Genomic DNA, 18935 nt, shown 5'->3' on the forward strand with positions numbered 1-18935 from the left:
TCGTGCGCCCGGCTCGCGGGCGGGGTACGAAGGGGCTCCCGGCCGGCCGCTCAGATCGGCGTGCCCGCCTTGATGACGTGGCGGAGGCGGCGGTCGGGGCGGGTGAGGACGGTGAGGTCGGCGAGCGGGTCGCCGTCGACGAGGAGGAGGTCGGCGTGGGCACCCGGGGCGAGGGTGCCGATCCGGCCCTCCAGGCCGAGCGGGCGGCGGTCGTGGTGGCCGAGCGGAGCACGTCGGCGGCGGGCTGGACCCGGCCGCCGTCCTGGAACGGGCGCTGCCCGAGCTGGTACCGCCGCCCGCCACCGCCCGGCAGACCGCCGAGGTGGTCCTGGCCGCGCGCGGGGGCTGCTGGCCCGGACGGCGGCGGGCGGCGCGGCCGCGGAGGACCTGCTGGACGCGACGGCGGCCGTGCTGTCGGGGCTGCTGGGCTGAGTCCCGGTCGTCGGACACGCCCGAGGGGCGGTACCCGTACGGGTACCGCCCCTCGGCGGATGTCGGCGGCGGCGGGCGCCGTCCGGCCTAGATGATCAGGCTGAGCGGCATGATCAGGGCGATGGCGACGACCGAGATCACCGTCTCCATCACCGACCAGGACTTCAGCGTCTGCCCGACGCTCATCCCGAAGTACTCCTTCACCAGCCAGAAGCCGGCGTCGTTGACGTGCGACAGGAAGAGCGAGCCGGCGCCGATCGCCAGGACCAGCAGGGCCGCGTGGGTGGAGGACATGTCGGCGGCGAGCGGGGCGACGATCCCGGCGGCGGTGATGGTGGCGACCGTCGCCGAGCCGGTGGCCAGGCGGATCAGCACCGCGATCAGCCAGCCGAGCAGCAGCGCCGAGATGTGCCACTTGCCGGACCACTCGCTCACCGCGTTGCCGACGCCCACGTCGATCAGGGTCTGCTTGAAGCCGCCGCCGGCGCCGACGATGAACACGATGCCGGCGATCGGGCCGAGCGACTTGCCGACGGTGTCGGAGATCCGGGCCTTGTCGAAGCCGGCCGCCTTGCCGAGGGTCAGCATGCCGAGCAGGGTCGCGGCGAGCAGCGCGATCAGCGGCGAACCGATGAAGTCGAAGACCCGCTGGGCCATCGCCTTCGGGTTGTCGACCACCACGTCGGTCAGGGCCTTGCCGAGCATCAGCACGACCGGCAGCAGGATCGTCGCCAGCACCGCGCCGAAGGACGGCGTGTGCTCGGGCCTGGTGGTCTCCTCGGGGGCGGTGGCCTTCGGGATCTCCAGCGGGCCGACCCAGCGCTCGGCCAGCCGGGAGAACAGCGGGCCGGCCACGATCAGGGTGGGCACCGCGATCAGCAGGCCGAGCGCCAGGGTGATGCCGAGGTCCGCCTTCAGGGCGTCGACGGCGACCAGCGGGCCCGGGTGCGGGGGCACCAGGCCGTGCAGCACGGACAGGCCGGCCAGCGCGGGAATGCCGATCCGCATCAGGGGCACGTTGCCGCGGCGGGCGACCAGCAGCACGATCGGGATCAGCAGGACGACGCCGACCTCGAAGAACAGCGGCAGGCCGAGGACGGCGGCGATCAGCGCCATCGCCCAGGGCAGCGCCTTGTTGCCCGACCGGGCCAGCACGGTGTCCGCGATGATGTTGGCGCCGCCGGAGTCGGCGAGCAGCTTGCCGAGCATCGCGCCCAGCCCGATCAGCAGGCCGACGCCGGCCACGGTGGAACCGAAGCCCGTGGAGAAGCTGTTGAGCAGCTTGTCGAACGGGGCGCCCGCGACGGCGGCCAGCAGGCCGGAGCCGAGCGTGAGGGCGAGGAAGGGGTGCAGCTTCAGCTTGGTGATCAGTAGGACGATCACACCGATGCTGAGCAGGACCGCGATCAGCAGCTGGGAGTCGCTGCTGGTGTGCGGCAGGGCCGGTGGGGCGGCCGCGAGCAGAGTGGGGGCAATACTCACGCGAGGTCTCCATTGACCGGCCGCAGCAGCGCCACGGCCATCTCGACGAGTTCTTCGGGGGACGGACCGACGTCCAGGACGGCGCCGCGCTCGTGCGCGCCCAGGGGTTCCAGGGCGGCGTACTGCGAGTCGAGCAGCGACGGCGGCATGAAGTGGCCGGTGCGGTGGGCGAGCCGGTCCTCGACCAGCTCGTGACCGCCGCTGAGGTGCAGGAAGTAGGCGCCCGGGCAGGCCGCGCGCAGGGTGTCGCGGTAGCGGTGCTTCAGCGCCGAGCAGGTGACCACGCCGCCGGTGCCGTCCTCGGCCCGCTCCTTGAGCCAGGCGCCGAGGGCGCGCAGCCAGGGGGCGCGGTCCTCGTCGTCCAGCGGGATGCCGGCCGACATCTTGGCGATGTTGGCCGCCGGGTGGAAGTCGTCCGCCTCCGCGTAGGGGAGGTCGAGGCGTTCGGCCAGCAGGCGGGCCAGGGTGGTCTTGCCGACACCGGAGACGCCCATCACCACGATGGTGAGAGGGGTGTCCGGGAGGTCGTGGTTCTCGACGCTGAGAGCCATGGGTGGTGCTCCTTCGTTGCCTGGCCGCCACTATCGCCTCAAAGATATGACGTATTCAAGTGGCGGAAACCAAATCGTCATACTTTTGGGCTGTGGGGTAGATCGCAGGACGCAGGACCCGGTACGCGCCGGTGGTGGCGGCGGGGTGGGCGTCTACGCTGGGCGGATGGAGATCCAGGGGCTGCCCGGTCGGCTGCTTGACGAGCTCGGGCCGGCGATCGCGTCGGGGGAGATTCCCGAGGGCGCGGTGCTGCGCGGCGAGGAGCTGGAGGAGCGGTTCGGGGTGTCCCGGACGGTCGTCCGGGAAGCGGTACGGATCCTGGAGGGGATGCGCCTGGTGGCGTCCCGGCGGCGGGTCGGGATCACCGTGCAGCCCAGGTCGCTCTGGGACGTCTTCGACCCGCTGGTGATCCGCTGGCGGCTGGCCGGCGCGGACCGCTCGGCCCAGCTGCGCTCGCTCGGCTCGCTGCGGGTGGCCGTCGAGCCGGCCGCGGCCGCGCTCGCCGCGGTGCACGCGAGCGACGATGACCGGCGCCAACTCGGCTCACTGGCCGTGGAGTTGACCGTCTCGGCGCGGGCCGCCGACCTCACCACCTTCCTCCGGCACGACATCGACTTCCACGCCACCGTGCTGCGCGCCTCCGGCAACGAGATGTTCGCCCACCTCGGCGACACCGTGGGGGCGGTGCTCACCGGGCGGACCGAGTACCATCTGATGCCCCATCAGCCGGAGCCGTACGCGATCCGGCTGCACCGCGAAGTCGCCGACGCGATCTGCGCGGGGGACGCCGTCCAGGCCGAGCAGGCCATGCGGACGATCGTGGCGGGCGCCCTGGAGGAGCTCAACCAGCAGTTGGGCTGACCTCCCCCGGCGGCGGGCCGCCCGCTGCCGGCTGCCCGGATCACGCGCTTTGACGGCAGTTCGGTGGATTCGGACGCATAGTCCTGGTTCGACGGGGCAGAGTGAGGCGAGGGGGCGCTTTTCGCGTGCGCCCGTCCCGTGTCCGCCGCCGAGTCCGCGCCTGGGGGTCGATCGATGTCCGTGCCACGCCGCCGTCGCCGCCTGCCCGACGAGGTGCGCGCCGCCGCCGTCCGGGCGGTGCTCTGCCTGTCCTTCACGCTGGTCGGCGTGGTCGTCGCCACGCTCGCCTCGTACGCGGACAGTTGGCTGATGACTCCGGCGCTGATGGCGATGGGGCTCGGGGTGTTCGGCACGATGTGGTGCCTGCTGGAGATCCTGATCTCGCGCCAGGTCGCCGCCCAGCGGCAGCGCGCGCCCGGCTCCGCGCACCCGATGGCGGGCGGCCGGGCGCCCGACCCGCTGGCCGCCCGGCCGCTCCCCCGCCCCGGCGGGCCGCAGCGTCAGCCGCGGCTGCCGGCCGCGTAGGACACCTGCGGCCGGCGCCGCGGGTCAGTCCTCCGGGACGGCCCGGTAGTGGGTGGTGAGCCGGCCCGTGTCGTCCAGGACGTGGAAGGCGAGCATCGGCGGCTGGGTGAAGGAGATGCCGGGCCCGCCCTCGCAGGGCAGCGTGACGGTGGAGACCACACCCGGGGCGACCAGCAGGGGCAGTCCGGCGAAGGTGGTGGCGGCGCCGGTGTGGGAGTGGCCGCAGAGCAGGCCGGCCACCCGCGGGTGCCGGGCCAGCACCGCGCCGAGCGCCTCCTCGCCGAACTGGCGGATCGGGTCGACGTTCGGCAGGTGCAGGACGGCCGGCGGGTGGTGGAAGGCCACCAGCGCGGGCAGGTCGGCGCGGCCGGCCGCCAGTTCGGCGTCCAGCCAGGCCAGCGTCTCCTCGTCCAGCAGGCCGTCGTCGCGGCCCGGGATCGAGGAGTCCAGCATCAGCACGTCGGCGCCGGGCAGTTGGTGCAGCCGGTTGACCGGGCCGTCCGCGGGGGCCTCGCCGAGCAGCACCTCCCGGTAGGGCGCCCGGCGGTCGTGGTTGCCGGGGCAAGTGAGCACCGGATACCGGGAGTCCAGCACCTTGGCCACCTGCTCGTACTCGGCGGCCAGGCCGTGGTCGGCGAGGTCCCCGGTGACGAGCACGGCGTCCAGCGGGCCGGGCAGGGCGTCGAGGTACGCCATCACCTGCCCGGCCCGCCGCAGGGCGCGCCTGCCGCCGTCCCGGCGGTGCTCCTGCCCGAGGTGGATGTCACTGAAGTGCGCGATCGTCAGCATGGACGCCACGCTAGTCAGTTGCGGACTGCACCGGAACCTCGGCCGGACGCTTGAACATCCGGGTGGCGGTGATCTCGCCGTGGATGGCCGGGCCGTCCGGGTCCTGCGGGGCGGGCAGGCCGGGGCGCAGGTGCTCCTCGACCGAGATGTACTTGAGGCCCGCCCGCAGGTCGGCATCGTTGCGCAGCCGGATGACCAGCGGGAACTCGGCGAGCGCGGTGGTGTCGAACAGACCGGTGGTGTAGATCAGTTGGACGCCGAGCGCATCGGCCACGGCCCGCTGGAGCTCCAGCAGGTAGGTGGCGTTCGCGCGGCCGATCGGGTTGTCCAGGAACAGCGTGCCGGCGTGCCGCAGCTGGGACTGGCCGCGGTCGTTGGCGCGCAGCGCGGCCATCGTGCAGTACAGCGCGATGGCGGCGGTGAGCAGCTGGCCGCCGGAGAAGACGTCGGACATCTGGCCGACGCCGACCCGCTCGGCGCGCAGCACCGCGTCCGGCTTGAGGATCTCGACGCTGACGCCCTTCGGGCCGATCGCGGCGGCGACCCCGCGCAGCAGCAGGGACATGCCGTCGCGGCGCAGGTCGCTGTTCTTGCGGACGGCGGCGCGGGTGGCCTCGTCGATGACCTCGCCGAGGCGCTCGACCAGGGTGGCGTGGTCCGGGTCCTCGAAGCGGATCCGCAGGAACTCCTGGCCGGACCACTCCCCCAGGCCCTCGGGCAGCCGGGAGAGCCGCTGGGCGGCGCGCAGGGTGGTGAGCGAGGACTCGACCAGGCCGCGCAGGCGGTCGACGATCGAGCCGCGGTTGCGCTCCAGCTGGGCGAGTTCGTCGGTCAGCACGCGCAGCCGGGGCGCGAAGGCGGCGGCCCAGGCGGCGGCGTGCTCGGGCAGCGCGGCGGCGGGCAGTTCGCGGATCTGCTGGCGGGCGGGAGTGCGGACGGCCTCGTAGCGGGCGGCGTTGGCGTGCCGGACGAGGGCGTCGGAGGCGTCGCGGACGGCGAGTTCGGCGGAGGACAGCTCGCCGGCGGCGGTGCGCAGGGCGCGGCGGGCCTCGGCGGCGGTGCCGCGTGCCTCCGGCAGCGAGCCGAGGTAGGGCTCGACGGACTGGCCGTCGTCCTCCTGCTGCTCGCGCAGGCCGTCGCGCAGCTGGCCGGCGATTTCGTCGAAGTCGGCGGCGGCCGACTGGGCGGCGTCGAAGGTGCGTTGCAGGTCGGCGTGCGCGGTGCGGGCGGCGTCCAGGGCCTCCCGGCGCTCGGCGAGCCGGCTGGTGGCGGTGCGCAGCAGGACCTGGGCGTGCTCGGGGTCGGCGGGGACGAGGTCCTCGGGCAGTTCGGTGTGCGCCTCGCCGTCGGCGGGGGCGGAGCGCTCGGCCTCGCCGCGCAGGCGTCCGAGCTGCTCGCTGGCGGCGGCGGAGCGGGCCTCGATGGTGGCGACCAGGTCCTCGGCGCGGGCGGCCGCGGCCTGGCGGGCCGGGCCGTCGGCGCCGTCGGGACTGCCGAGGAGTTCCTCGGCGCGGGTGCGGACCTTGTTGGTGAGGCGGTCGAGTTCGGTCGCGGCGGCGGCCTCGTCACCCTCGGCGCGGGCCTGCTCGGCGCGCAGGTCGGCGCCGACGCCGACCTTCTCGTACAGCTGGGAGGCGGCGCGGTAGGCCTCGCGCAGGGCGGGCAGTGCGGCGGGGGCGGTCTCGGAGGGCTCGTCGGCCTGCTCGGCGGCGGGGATCTCGGCGCGTTCGGCGCGCACGGTACGGGCGGTGCGGCGGGCGTCGTCGGCGGCGCGCTGGGCGGCGCGGCGGTCCTCGTCGCAGGTGCGGGCGCGTTCGGCGCAGACGGCCTGGCGGCGGTCGCACTCGGCGGCGTCCTCGGCGAGTTCGCGCTGGCGGCGGGCCCAGTTGGCGCGCTCGCGCAGCCGGAAGGCGAGGCCGGAGAGGGCGTCGGCGCGGCGGCGGGCGCGCTGGGCGGCCTCGCGGTGCTCCTCGTGGGCGGCGGCCGCGGCGGCGTGGTCGGTCTCGGCCTCGTCGTGGTCGGCGCGCAGGGTGGCCAGGGCGGCGGCGGCCTGCTCGGCGTGCTCGCGGGCGGCCTCGGCGGCGGCGGCGAGTTCGGCGAGGGTGCCGGGCGGGCAGCTGGCGTGCCAGGAGGCGAGGCGGGCGGCGAGGGCGCGGTCGGCACCGAGGCGGGCGGCGAGTTCGCGGATGTGCTCCTCGCGGGCGCCCGCCCGGGCGCGCAGTTCGCGGCGCTCGTCGTCGGCGGCGGACTCGTCGTGCATGGCCGGGTTCGGCGGCACCAGGAAGAACGCGGGCTGGTCGGTGATCGGGGCGATCAGGGAGGCGGCGGCGCCGACGGCGACGGTGGAGCGGGGCAGCAGGGCGGCGGCCTGCAAGGCCTCGCGGGCCCGCTCCAGCGAGGCGGGGTCGGTGACGACGACGCCGTCGACGAGTTCGGGGCGGGCGGCGAGGATCGCCTCGTGGTCGGCCGGGTCGACGGACTGGGCGAGGTAGCGCCAGCCCGGCAGGGCGGGGATGCCGTGCTCGGCGAGGTACTCGACGGTGGCCAGGACGTCCGGGCCGGGCGGCAGCAGTCCGCCGTCGCCGAGGGCGGCGAGGATGCGGGAGTCGTCGGCGGCTGCGGTGCGCAGGTCGAACAGGGTGCGTTCGGCGGTGGCGATGGACTCGTCGAGGAGTTCGCGCAGGTACTCGGCGTTGCGGTCGAGGATGGAGGGGGTGAGGAAGCCGGCGTCCTCCTCGGCCCCTGACCCGTCGTCGCTCCAGTCGGTGGGTGCGGGGGTCAGGGAGAGCAGGTCGGAGAGGCGCTGCTCGGTGGCGAGCAGGGCGGCGGTGCGCTGCTCGGCGGCGAGGGCCCGGGCGGCGGCCGTGCGGGCGTCGCCGGCGCGTTCGGCGGCGAGTTCGGCGCGGCCGGTGGCGGCGGCGGCCTCGCGCAGCCGGGCGGCGCAGGCCTCGGCGGTCGTACGGGCCTGGGCGAGGGCGGCGCCGGCGGCCTTCTCGACGTCGGCGGCGTGCAGGGCGGCGCGGGCCGGGTCGACGTCGCCGTCGGCGTCGATGAAGCCGGCCTCGACGGCGGCGGCGGTCTCCTGCTCGACCTCGGCGAGGCGCTGGCGCAGGTGGTCGACCTCGCTGCGGGCCTTCTGGGCGGCGGTGGCGGCCTCGGTGGCGTCGGACTGGGCCTTGGCGCCGTCGTCCTGGAGCTCGCCGGCGCGCTGCTCCTCGGTGTCGGCGCGGGCCTCGGCGGCCGCGGCGGCGCCCTCCAGGGCGCGGGCCAGGGCGGTGGCGGCGCGGGCGCGGGCGGCGAGCGCGGGGGCGGCGTCGAGTTCGGCCTCGCGGATGGCGGCGGCGACCCGGGTGACCCGGTCGGCGGCGGCGCGCTGGCGCAGGACGGTCTCGGCGGCCTGCCAGGCAGCGTGCAGGGTGCGGGCGTCGATGAGTTCGCGGCGCAGCGCGGCGGCCTCGGCGGTGGCCGCCGCGAGGCCCAGGGTGGCGTGCCGGTGGGTGAGTTCGGCGGTGATGAGGGTGTGCCGGGTGCGGTCGGCCTCGGCGGCGGTGACGGCGCCCGCGGCGGCGGCGACCTCGATGGCGAGGTCCTGGGCGCGGTCGCGTTCGGCGGCGGCGCGGGAGGTGAGGGCGTGGGCGAGGCGGCGGGTGCGGCGTTCGGCGGTGCGGTGGGCCTCGCGGACGCTCTCGCGGGCGCCGGTGGCCTCGACGATGCGTTCCAGCAGGTCGAGGGAGCCGGCGGTGAAGTCGCGTTCGGCGGTGAGTTCGGCGCGGCGGCCGAGCTTGGCGGCGAATCCGTGGACGAGGTCGGCGAGGCCGTCGGTGTCCCGGGTGTCGGTGACGGCGCGCAGCAGCAGGTCGGTGAAGTCACTGTCGTGCTTGACCGCGAAGAGGCCGGCGGCCTCGCCCTCGTCGGCGTTCATCTCACGCTGGTAGCGGAAGAGTTCGGGGTCGAGGCCGAGTTCGCCGAGGTGCTCGGTCCAGCGGTCGTGGCCGTCCTCGAAGACCAGGTCGAGGTGCGGGTGGGCCTTGCCTGCCTCGGTGAGGGCGTCGCGGAAGCCCTTCATGGTGCGGCGGCGGCCGCGGGCCTTCTGGTCGCCGGCCAGGCTGATCCGTTCGGCGACCGGCAGCGAGTCCAGGGTGAGGCCGGGGCCGGGGCGGAAGGAGTACCAGGTCTCGGCGAACTTGCGCGGGTCGGAGGAGACCTGGCGGCCGCGCCACTCGCTGACCTTGCCGACCACGATCAGCTCGCCGGTGACGGTGTGCTGCCACTCCAGCGCGACGTGGCCGCAGTCGTCGGCGAGCAGGAACTTGCGCAGCACGCCGGAGCTGGCGCCGCCGAGGGTGTTGCGGTGGCCGGGGAGCATCACCGAGAAGATCAGCTTGAGCAGGACGGACTTGCCGCCGCCGTTCTCCAGGAAGAGCACGCCGGCCGGGGCGGGGCGGCGGACCGGGCCCTCGGCGTCCTCGCCGAACAGGCCGATCTGCTGCGGGGCCGGGTCGGCGACGGGCTCGCCGACGCCGCGCAGGTCGAGCACCGTGTCGGCGTAGCGGGCGCCGGCCGGGCCGATCGAGTAGAGGCGGACCCGGTTGAGCTCGTACATGTGCGGCGGTTCTCCGTGGCTGGGGGGTGGTCGGGACTCGGGCTCAGAGCGAGTGGAACGGCAGGCCTGCGTCGGCCACCAGTTCGTCGCCGGTGTCCGGCGGCATCAGGCTGGCGGTGCCGTCGGAGACCGGGACGATGCCGAGGTCGAGCAGTTCGGCCATGGCCGCGCTGCCGGCCAGGTCGCGGACCTGGAGCTGGTAGCGGGCGGTGGTGCGGTAGGTGCCGCCGGCGTCGTCGGAGACCTTCTGCAGGAAGCCGGAGTCGACCAGGAACAGCACGGCCTTGGCGACGATGCCGATGGTGGAGCCGGAGAGCCGGCGGGCGTCCTTGGTGGCGCCGGTGGCGGTGCGCCGGGCCCACACCCGCCAGGCGGCCTCCAGGCCGGGGGCGTCGGACTGCGGGTCGGTGTTGTCGCCCTCGGTCGCGGCCTGCTCCTCCAGGCGGCGGCAGGCCTGGCGGACGAAGGCGTCGACGCCGTTGACGGTGATCCGGCCGAGGTAGCCGTCGTCGGCGAGGTCCTCGGGCCGGGGGAAGGCCATCGCGGCGACGGCGAGGTGGGCCAGGCCGTGCAGGAAGCGGTCGGTGGACTCGGTGGCGGCGCGGCGCGAGTAGTCGCCCATCCGGACGGCGAACACCGAGTCCTCGGCGGCGGCGACGGCCATGCCGGCGCGCGGCGAGACCTCCAGGACGACCAGGCCCATGCCGGTGGCGACGGCGTCGGCGAGCCGGGCGAACGGCGGGTCCTCGCGGTGGCGGCGGACGAGTTCGGCGTACTCGGCGTCGCGGGCGGGGAGCAGCTTGGCCTGGAGGCCGAAGGAGACCAGCCGGGCTGCGTCGGCGACGTCGCCGGGGGTGATCGGGGCGGGGGCCGCGGGTTCGGTCTCGGCCGCCCAGGACGCGTCGTGGTGGGTCGTCACGGGCGGTGCTCCTCGGGGCTGTTGCTGGTACGGGCGATCTGGTGGTGCGTCAAGACGGCGGCTTGGTCAGCCGGCGTCCTTGCGGTCGGCGGCCATGCCGGCCGCGTCGAGCAGGGCGCTGCCGACGATCAGGTCGGCGCCGCCGAACTGCGGGTCGCGCAGCGGGGTGCCGTCGTCCACGGCGAACAGCAGCCGCTCCTCGCCCTGCCGGTAGGCGGTGCCGACCGGCGGGCTGGCCGCGTGGACGGCCAGCAGGGCGACGAGGTACGGCAGCTCCGGGTCCTGCTCGCGGGCCTCGGCGAGCAGGCCGGAGAGCCGGCGGGGGGCGTCGGCGGGCAGGTCGAGCAGGAGCAGCGCGGCCTCCAGCTGGGCTTCGGAGAAGCGGCTGTCGTCCGGGGTGGCGACCAGGTCCGGGTCGGGCAGTTCGGCGCCGAGGTGCTCGCGCTCGACCGGCGGGGTGAGCAGCAGGTCGACCAGGTCGACGACCCGGACGGAGACGGGGGTGCGCAGGCCGGCGCCGCGGGCGAAGAAGGCACCGGTGGGGCCGACGGCCTGCTCGACCGGCAGCCGCAGCACGGGGGCGAGCAGCTGGCCGTAGAGGTCGATGCCGCTGCGGGCGCCGGGGGTGGCGAAGGCCTGCCGGTCCTGCTCGGCGCGGAACAGCGGGCCGGCCTCCAGCAGGCGGGTCTGCAGCTTCGTGTGCCGGCGGATGCAGTCCTTGACGATGTCGAGCAGCTCGGCGGCGCGGCGCTTGTGCTCGGCCCCTTCGGGGGTGTGGGGCTCGGCCTCGTCGCGGGCCTTGCGGATGTTGGTGAGAATCGCGTTCTCGTGCCGGTAGCGGTCGGCGATGTGGTCCAGCGCCTCGTCGATGAGGTCGGGGATGGCGCGCATCCAGTCGACGGCGCGGACGTTGCGCCGGGTCGCGTCGAGGGCGCGGCGCAGCGTCTCGGCGTACTGGACGGTGCGGTAGCGGGCCTGCTCGGCGGCGAGCTGGGCGTCGGCCAGGCGGCCGCGGCGGATCAGCACCTCCAGCTTGACCTCGGCGGCGATCTGGGCCGAGGTGACGTCGGTGTCGAGCGCGCCGACCAGGACGTTGACCGCCTCGTCGGTGGTGCGCAGGTAGACGCCGCCGTCGGGGCCGGGGACCTCCTCGATCAGCTTGAAGTCGTAGTCGCGCCGGACGTACGCGCCGTCCGCGCCGAAGGTGCCGTAGACGGCGCGGAAGCCCCGGTCGACGCTGCCGACGTTGATCAGCGACTCCAGCACCCAGCGGGCGACCCGCTCGTGCTCGGCGGCGGGGCGGTCGGCGGCCTGGGCGGCGACCCGGGGCAGCAGGCGGGCGAGCACTATGTCGCGGTCGGCGCCGGTGTCGAAGTCCATGTGCAGGGTGACCAGGTCGATCGCGGCGAGACCGACCTCGGCCATCGCGTAGCCGCCGTACTCGCCCGCCAGGTTGACCTTGCGGTTGTCCAGGTCGTGCAGGGGGGCGGTGCAGGCCAGCGCCTTGAGCCGGCGGGCCAGGCCCTCGTCGGCGGCGGGGCCGGGCGCGGGCCTCGCCGCGACGGACCCGGCGGGCGGCCGGGGGCCGGGCAGGGTGGGCGGGTCAGCGATGGCGGTCACGGTGGACAAGATTAGAGGTTCGCACCGACATCGACCGAAACGGGCCTTGTGGGCGGGCTGCGCGGCAGGCCGGAGGGCGTGTCGGGGGTGAATTCAGAACGGGGTTTCGACGGGATTCCGCCATTCCCGAACCGATATTCGGGAAACCCGTGAAGGTGGCGCGTCGCCACCGTGATGATCGGCCTATGATCACTCGACTGGTCAAAGCAGGCTTCGCCGCCGCGCTGTCCGTGACCACCCTCGCCACCGGTGCCGCCGCCTCGTCGGCCGCCCCCGCCGACGCCCCCGCCGTGCAGGGGCAGCACGTGACCGCGGCCCTGAACGGCTTCCTGCCGGGCACCACCCCTCCCGGACCGGGCAAGCTATCGGTCGGCTGGACCTCCGCCGGCACCCAGGACCTCACCGGGCCGACCCACATCACCGTCGACCTGCCGCCCGGGCTCACCACCGAGCTCGGCATGTTCTTCTCCACCCCGTACGACTACACCTTCACCGAGTCCGTCTCGCCCGACGGGCGCCACCTGGACGCCGTCCTCATCGGCACCCGCAGGCCCGGGCGCTACGAGTTCATGAAGCTGAACGTGGGCCGCGACTACACCCAGCAGCTGACCGGCCAGATCGTCGTGACCGTGTCCAATCCGAACGACACCGACCCGACCGGCCACGTGACGGCCCTGTCGGTCGACGGGACCACCCCGGCGCCGGTCGTCCAGGCGCCGCCCACGGTCGACGGCCTCGACACCACCACCGGCCCGGGCGCGGGCGGCACTGCGGTGGCCGTCAGCGGTGGCAACCTGGCGCACGGCATGGTGCTGGTCGGCGGCGTCCCGGCGGCCGGCACCTGCACCGACACCGCCTGCACGGTGACCACGCCCGGCGGCTCGGGCAGCGCACCCGTCTCCGTGGTGACCCCCGGCGGCACGGTCGCGGCGCCGGCCGCCTTCGACTACACGGGCGCCCCGCCCCCGCCGCCGCCCGCGCCGACGGTCGGCAATCTGGCCAACGCCGGCGGCCCGGCCGCCGGCGGCACCCAGGTGTACCTCCAGGGCACCAACCTGACGTACGGGACGGTCGCGTTCGGCGGGGTGCCGGCCGCGCACGTCTCCTGCGGCCCGTCCTTCTGCTCGGCCACCTCCCCGGCGGCGGTGGGCCCCGGCCCGGTGGACGTCACGGTGACCACGGCGGGCGGCACCAGTGCCCCGGTGACCTTCACGTACACCGCGTAGTCCCGACGTACACCGCGCGGTCCCGGCGGTTCCGATGCCCGGGTGCTCCGGCACCCGGGCATCGGCGTGTCCGGGGGGCGCGCGCCGGCCCGGCGTCCGGGGGTGCGCGCCCGCCCGGCGTCCGGGGCGTGCCCGCACGTCAGGGGCTAGTTGAACGCGTTCAAAAGCAGGGTCTAGAGTCGGTTCCGTACAGACGGGACAAGACCCCGCCTGCTCTTCGGCATGGAGGTTCGCACCATGGACACCAATCCGGGCACCGGTCCCGCGGCGGTACTGCGCAGAGTCCGGCACTGGCTCTGGATCTTCGTGGTCTGCCTGGTGCTGAGCGGCCTGACGGCCTTCCCGCTGGAGACCGAGACCCGCTGGCTGGCCGACCTCGCGACCGGGCCGGCCGCGCCGCTGGCCGACCGCTTCCCGGCCGCACTGGACTGGATCGAACGCGTCCGCACCGGCGTCGCGGAGACCAATGACCGCTACCCCTTCCTGGCCTACGGCACCGACTGGCTCGCCTTCGCCCACCTGGTGATCGCCGCCGCCTTCTGGGGCCCGATCAAGGACCCGGTCCGCAACATCTGGGTGATCCGCTGGGCGGTGCTCGCCTGCGGCGCCGTCATCCCCCTGGCCCTGGTCTGCGGACCGCTGCGGGGGATTCCCCTGAGCTGGCGATTCATCGACATGTCGTTCGGAATCGTCGGCGTCGTCCCGCTGCTGATCGTGCTGCGGGCGCTGCGCCCGCTGGAACGTTCCTTCCAGGGGCCGGTGGCCGCGCCCTGAGCCGGAGCCGCCCGGCGCCGCCCCAGGGCGTGTGACCAGGGGTCGCACGCCGGTGGGCCCCCCGGGCCCGGGTCACGGGCAACGGCCTTCATCCGCAGGCCCTACCATCTGGCTCAACAGCTGCTGGAAGGCGGACGGGCGTGGCCGATGCGGTGATCGATCTCAATGCGGACCTCGGTGAGGGGTTCGGACGCTGGACGCTGACCGACGACGAGGCCCTGCTGTCCGTGGTGACCAGTGCCAACGTCGCCTGCGGCTTCCACGCGGGAGATCCGTCGACGATGCGCCGGGTCTGCGCGCTGGCCGCCGAACGCGGCGTCCGGATCGGCGCCCAGGTCTCCTACCGCGACCTGGCCGGCTTCGGCCGCCGGGCCATGGACGTCCCCCCGGAGGAGCTCGCCGACGAGATCGCGTACCAGATCGGCGCCCTCCAGGTCTTCGCCCGCGCGGCCGGCTCCCGGGTCTCCTACGTCAAACCGCACGGCGCCCTCTACAACCGGGTGGTCACCGACTCCGAACAGGCCGAGGCCGTGGTGGCCGGCGTGCTGCGGGCCGGGGCGGTCTGCGACGGACCGCTGCCGGTGCTCGGACTGCCCGGCTCCCGGCTGCTCGCCGTCGCCGAGGGCGTCGGCCTCGCGGTCGTCGCCGAGGCCTTCGCCGACCGCGCGTACACCTGGGCCGGCACCCTCGTCCCGCGCCGCGACCCGGACGCCGTGGTGCACGACCCCGAATCGGTGATCACCCGCGCCGTCGGCATCGCCCGGGACGCCTCGGTGGAGGCCGTCGGCGGCGAACAGATCGCCGTCGAGGCCCGCTCCCTGTGCGTCCACGGCGACACCCCCGGCGCCGCCCAGCTCGCCTGGCGGATCCGCGGCGCCCTCGCCTCCGCCGGGGTCCGGGTGGAGGCGTTCACGTGACGCCCGCCGCCGTCCGGCGGGTCGGCGAGCGGGCACTGCTGGTCGAACTCGACGACACGGCGCAGGTCGCCGCGCTGTACGGATGGCTGCGCGAGCGGCAGGAGAGCGGGGCGCTCGGCGCGGTCGAGGAGATCGTGCCGGCCGCGCGCACGGTGCTGCTGGACGGCGTCGCGGACGTCGACGCGCTGGCGGCCCTGCTGCGCACGGCCCGTCCGTCGGCGGCCGCGGCGGCGACCGGGCCGCTGGTGGAGGTGCCGACGGTGTACGACGGCGCCGACCTCGCCGAGGTCGCCGCGCTGTGGGGGGTGTCCGAGGAGGCCGCCGTACGGATCCACACCGGGCCCGAGTACGTGGTCGCCTTCTGCGGGTTCGCGCCCGGCTTCGGTTACCTGACCGGGCTGCCGCCCCGCTACGAGGTCCCGCGCCGGGCCACCCCGCGCAGCAGCGTCCCGGTCGGCTCGGTCGCCCTGGCCGGCCCGTACACCGGCGTCTACCCGGGCTCCTCCCCCGGCGGCTGGCAGCTGATCGGGCGCACCGGGCTCGCGCTCTGGGACACCGGGCGCGAGCCGGCGGCGCTGCTGGCGCCCGGGGTGCGGGTGCGGTTCACGGCGGAACGGGCGTAGCGGGGGTGCGGGCCCACGACGGGCGGCGCGCGGGCCCCGGACGGCGGGGGACGAGGCGGACGGGATGGGGGCGTTGAGCGGTTTGCTGGTGGTGCGGCCCGGACCGTTGACCACCGTCCAGGACCTCGGACGGCACGGCGTCGCCCACCTCGGAGTGCCCAGGGCCGGAGCGCTGGACGAGCCCGCGCTGCGGGCCGCGAACCGGCTCGTCGGCAACGAGCCGGGCGCCGCCGGGCTGGAGACCACGCTCGGCGGGGTCGCCCTGCGCGCCCTCGGGCCGGTGGTCGTGGCCGTCACCGGAGCACCCTCGCCCGTCCGGGTGGACGGACGGGCGGCCGCGTGGGGTGCGCCGGTCGCGGTGCCGGCCGGGGCGGTGCTGGAGGTGGGGGCGGCGACCGCCGGGGTGCGCGGCTACCTGGCGGTCGCGGGTGCGATCGCCGTCCCGCCGGTCCTGGGCAGCCGCTCGACGGACCTGCTCTCCGGCCTCGGACCGGCCCCGCTCGCCGCCGGCGACCGGCTGCCGATCGGCCCGCCTCCGCCCGACCGCCCCCGGCCCGACCTGGTGCCGCTGCCCGCTCCCCCGGCCGAACTGGTGCTGCGGCTGCGGCTGGGCCCGCACGCGGACTGGTTCAAGCCTTCGGCGCTGACCCGGCTGGCCCGCGACGGGTACCTGGTCTCCCCGGCCGGCAACCGGATCGGGCTGCGCACCGAGGGCCCGCCGGTCACCCGCGCCCGGGCGGGTGAACTACCCAGTGAGGGCATGGTGTTGGGCGCGGTGCAGATCCCGCCGGACGGGCGGCCGGTGGTCTTCCTGGCCGACCACCCGACCACCGGCGGCTACCCGGTGATCGGCGTCGTCCCCGCCGCCGACCTCGCGGCGGCCGCCCAGGCACGCCCGGGCACGCCGGTGCGCTTCGTACCGCTGCGGGAGCGCTGAGCGCCCGCCCGCACGCCTTCCGGCGCTCCCGGCGCGACGGCTGTTCGCACGCCGCCGAGGCCGCGGCGGTGCACTCAGGCGGCGGGGGCGCCGAACCACCTGGACAGGTGGCCGCGCAGGCCCTGCTGGTCCTCGCCGACCCACGCCACGTGGCCGTCCGGGCGCAGCAGCACCGCGGGCACGTCCAACTCGTCGCTGACGTCGACGACATGCTCGACCCGGTCCGCCCAGCCCGCCACCGAGAGCCCGCCGGTCTGGTCGAGCAGCAGCCCGCGGCCGCCGTGCATCAGCCCGTAGAGCCGGCCGCGCTTCAGCTCCACGTCGCGCAGCCGGCGGCCGAGCAGTTCATGCCCTTCGCCGAGGTCGTAGCGGACCCCGATCGCGATGATCTTCTCGATCAGGTACCGGTTCACCTCCTCGAATTCCGTCAGTTCCGCCAGCAGCCGGCGCACCGCCCGGGCGCCGGGCTCCAGGGACATCAGGTGGATCTGCGCGCGGGTGTTGTCCAGCACGTCGGCGGCCACCGGGTGCCGTTCCGCGTGATAGCTGTCCAGCAGCCCCTCCGGCGCCCAGCCATCGACCTCGGCGGCCAGCTTCCAGCCGAGGTTGAACGCGTCCTGGACACCGAGGTTGAGCCCCTGCCCGCCGGTCGGCGGGTGGATGTGCGCCGCGTCGCCGGCCAGCAGCACCCGGCCGACCCGGTAGCGCTCGGCCAGCCGGGTGGCGTCGCCGAAGCGCGACAGCCAGCGCGGTGAGTGCGCCCCGAAGTCGGTGCCCGCGACGGCCCGCAGCTGCTGCTTGAACTCCTCGAAGGTCGGAGCGGCCGTACGGTCCTCGGCCACCCCCTCGGCGGGCACGATGACGCGGTACCCCCCATCCCCCTCGCGAACGGCGCCGAACCGCAGCTGGGTCTTGCGGACCTCCGCGATGACGGCGGCGATCGTCTCCGGCTCCTCAGCCAGCTCCATGTCGCCCAGCAGCGTCTCCACCCTGGAGGGCTCCCCGGGGAAGCCGACGCCGAGCAGCTTGCGCACCGCACTGCGGCCTCCGTCGCAGCCGACGAGGTAGCGCGAGCGCAGCCGTGTGCCGTCGGCCAGTTCGGCGCTCACCCCGTCCTCGTCCTGGCTCAGCCCGACCAGTTCGCAGCCGCGCCGGAGCTCGGCGCCGAGTTCGGTGGCGTGCTCGGTCAGCAGCCTCTCGGTGACCGCCTGCGGGATGGCCAGGACGTACGCCTGGGTGGTGTCCAGCCGCTCCGGCCACTCCTTGCCGATGCCGGCGAAGAAGCCGCCGACCGCGAACTTCCGGCCGAGCGGGAGGAACCGCTCCAGCAGGCCGCGCTGGTCCATCACCTCAAGACTGCGCGCGTGCAGTCCGCGCGCCCGGGCCGGCAGGGGCGGCACCGTCTCCTTCTCCAGCACGAGCACCTGCACGCCGTGCAACCGCAACTCGCCGGCCAGCATCAACCCGGTCGGCCCGGCACCGACCACGATCACGTCAATCATCACAAACCCCCAGGTATGCCCGCAGATCCCGGCTTCGGCCGGTCATTCTGCGGCACGACCGGGGCCTTGCGGCAAGCCCCCCGGCGCGCTATACCTTGAGAGTGGCAAGGAGAGTCGACGACCTCCTTGCCTTCGTTGTTTCCGGTCATTGTTTGCCGGTCATTGTTTGCCGGTCGCTGTTTTCCGCTCGCTGTTTTCCGCTCGCTGCGTGCGCTCCGCTCAACGCCCCGACAGTAGTTCCGCCACCGCCCGCTGCCCCGGGTCGAGCGCCGACTCCCCGCCCTCCGCCGCCCATACGGCGTTCTGCAGCACCCGGGCGAGCGTCCAGGCGAGCGCCGCCTCGCGGTCCAGTTCCAGTGCCTCCACCAGGACGTCGAACCGCCACCGCAGCGCCCGGGCGACGTCGCCGGTGGCCAGGACGTCGGCCCAGCGGTTGCGCAGCGCCGGGAGGAGTTCGAAGCCGGGGTGCCCGACGAGCGGTTTGGGGTCGATGGCGAGCCAGGGGGCGCGGCCGCCGCTTTCGGGCGGGGCGAGGACGTTGCCGTAGTGCAGGTCCCAGTGCAGCAGCCGGTCGCCGGGCTCGGTGCGGGCCTCGCGCAGGGCCGCGGCGCAGTCGGCGAGCAAGCGCCGCTCGGCCGGGTCGGCGAGGGCCGCTGCCGCTGCCGGGGCCCGCGCGAGCAGATCGTCGGCGAGGTCCGCCAGCCGGCGCAGGTCCGGGACTTCGACCTGACGTTCAGTCAATTCCCCGAGCAGGCCTGCAAGGACGTGCAGCGCCTCCCGGTCGTCCGCGACATCCAGCAGTGAACGCCCCGGGTCGAGGCGCTCCAGCAGCATCGAGCCCGAGGCCGGTTCGTGGCCGAGGAGTCGAACGGCCCCTCGCCCACCCCAGGCCCGGAGGGCGACCGGCTCGCCCTCCGTCTCCTCGTCCACCGGCTGGAGCTTGAGCGCCGCGGGCGTGCCGTCGGCGCGCCGCACGGGCAGCACCAGCGCGTGGATGCCGTGCGCGGGCGGGCCGTCCAGGCGCAGCTCCCAGTGGTCGAGCAACTCGTCTGCCAGAGCGGGGAGTCGGGCCACCCAGGCGCGACCGTCCGGGCCGAGGGACTGCTCCAGCGACGCGGCCAGCCCGGGCGGGACCTCAACAGGCGGGACTTCAAAGGGCATTGTGCGGGCTCC

15 protein-coding genes are annotated in these 18935 nt (G+C 75.2%); 7 read left to right on the top strand and 8 right to left on the bottom strand.

Features of this window, described 5'->3' with window-relative positions; all coding sequences use genetic code 11:
* Window positions 1–519: 519 nt before the first annotated feature.
* The gene (locus AB0O82_RS28845; protein WP_363586884.1) at window positions 520–1908 is read right to left on the bottom strand and encodes a gluconate:H+ symporter; all 1389 of its coding nucleotides are present in this window, start codon (window positions 1906–1908) and stop codon (window positions 520–522) included.
* 2 nt (window positions 1909–1910) lie between these two features.
* Window positions 1911–2465, bottom strand: coding sequence for a gluconokinase (locus AB0O82_RS28850; protein WP_350884259.1), 555 nt, complete (start codon window positions 2463–2465; stop codon window positions 1911–1913).
* 166 nt (window positions 2466–2631) lie between these two features.
* Here AB0O82_RS28850 and AB0O82_RS28855 point away from each other — a divergent pair, with 166 nt between their 5' ends.
* Together AB0O82_RS28855 and AB0O82_RS28860 are read left to right on the top strand one after the other, a co-directional pair.
* Window positions 2632–3327 carry an FCD domain-containing protein gene (locus AB0O82_RS28855; protein WP_063350185.1) on the top strand — a complete coding sequence of 232 codons (696 nt, stop codon included), beginning with the start codon at window positions 2632–2634 and terminating at the stop codon, window positions 3325–3327.
* A gap of 174 nt (window positions 3328–3501) precedes the next feature.
* The gene (locus tag AB0O82_RS28860) at window positions 3502–3852 is read left to right on the top strand and encodes a hypothetical protein (RefSeq protein ID WP_363586850.1); all 351 of its coding nucleotides are present in this window, start codon (window positions 3502–3504) and stop codon (window positions 3850–3852) included.
* Between the two features lie 24 nt (window positions 3853–3876).
* Here AB0O82_RS28860 and AB0O82_RS28865 read toward each other — a convergent pair whose 3' ends face one another.
* From AB0O82_RS28865 to AB0O82_RS28880, 4 genes are all read right to left on the bottom strand, one after another.
* Window positions 3877–4641, bottom strand: coding sequence for a metallophosphoesterase (locus AB0O82_RS28865; RefSeq protein WP_363586851.1), 765 nt, complete (start codon window positions 4639–4641; stop codon window positions 3877–3879).
* 10 nt (window positions 4642–4651) lie between these two features.
* Window positions 4652–9244 carry a hypothetical protein gene (locus AB0O82_RS28870; RefSeq protein ID WP_363586852.1) on the bottom strand — a complete coding sequence of 1531 codons (4593 nt, stop codon included), beginning with the start codon at window positions 9242–9244 and terminating at the stop codon, window positions 4652–4654.
* Between the two features lie 43 nt (window positions 9245–9287).
* Window positions 9288–10163, bottom strand: a complete 876-nt coding sequence (locus AB0O82_RS28875; RefSeq protein ID WP_363586853.1) for a hypothetical protein — start codon at window positions 10161–10163, stop codon at window positions 9288–9290.
* Window positions 10164–10229: 66 nt separating this feature from the next.
* On the bottom strand, window positions 10230–11774 hold the full coding sequence (locus AB0O82_RS28880) for a hypothetical protein (protein WP_363586885.1): 1545 nt from the start codon (window positions 11772–11774) through the stop codon (window positions 10230–10232).
* A 194-nt stretch (window positions 11775–11968) separates the two neighbouring features.
* Here AB0O82_RS28880 and AB0O82_RS28885 point away from each other — a divergent pair, with 194 nt between their 5' ends.
* The 5 genes from AB0O82_RS28885 (at window position 11969) to AB0O82_RS28905 (ending at window position 16260) form a co-directional block, all read left to right on the top strand.
* Complete coding sequence (locus tag AB0O82_RS28885) at window positions 11969–13009, top strand: IPT/TIG domain-containing protein (RefSeq protein WP_363586854.1); 1041 nt, start codon at window positions 11969–11971, stop codon at window positions 13007–13009.
* A 237-nt stretch (window positions 13010–13246) separates the two neighbouring features.
* On the top strand, window positions 13247–13783 hold the full coding sequence (locus tag AB0O82_RS28890; protein WP_363586855.1) for a hypothetical protein: 537 nt from the start codon (window positions 13247–13249) through the stop codon (window positions 13781–13783).
* A 140-nt stretch (window positions 13784–13923) separates the two neighbouring features.
* The gene (locus AB0O82_RS28895; protein ID WP_363586856.1) at window positions 13924–14700 is read left to right on the top strand and encodes a 5-oxoprolinase subunit PxpA; all 777 of its coding nucleotides are present in this window, start codon (window positions 13924–13926) and stop codon (window positions 14698–14700) included.
* On the top strand, window positions 14697–15323 hold the full coding sequence (gene pxpB, locus AB0O82_RS28900; protein ID WP_363586857.1) for a 5-oxoprolinase subunit PxpB: 627 nt from the start codon (window positions 14697–14699) through the stop codon (window positions 15321–15323). The genes AB0O82_RS28895 and pxpB overlap by 4 nt, the downstream gene beginning before the upstream one ends.
* 73 nt (window positions 15324–15396) lie before the next feature.
* Window positions 15397–16260: a biotin-dependent carboxyltransferase family protein gene (locus AB0O82_RS28905; RefSeq protein WP_363586858.1), complete on the top strand. Its 864-nt coding sequence runs from the start codon at window positions 15397–15399 to the stop codon at window positions 16258–16260.
* Between the two features lie 74 nt (window positions 16261–16334).
* On the opposite strand, the gene rox is transcribed toward AB0O82_RS28905, so the two are convergent.
* Both rox and AB0O82_RS28915 read right to left on the bottom strand, forming a co-directional pair.
* Window positions 16335–17762 carry a rifampin monooxygenase gene (rox, locus tag AB0O82_RS28910; RefSeq protein WP_363586859.1) on the bottom strand — a complete coding sequence of 476 codons (1428 nt, stop codon included), beginning with the start codon at window positions 17760–17762 and terminating at the stop codon, window positions 16335–16337.
* A 219-nt stretch (window positions 17763–17981) separates the two neighbouring features.
* Window positions 17982–18923, bottom strand: coding sequence for an aminoglycoside phosphotransferase family protein (locus AB0O82_RS28915; protein ID WP_363586860.1), 942 nt, complete (start codon window positions 18921–18923; stop codon window positions 17982–17984).
* Window positions 18924–18935 lie beyond the last annotated feature (12 nt).

It is taken from the genome of Kitasatospora sp. NPDC088264, from assembly GCF_040685715.1.
Taxonomy (GTDB): Bacteria; Actinomycetota; Actinomycetes; order Streptomycetales; family Streptomycetaceae; genus Kitasatospora.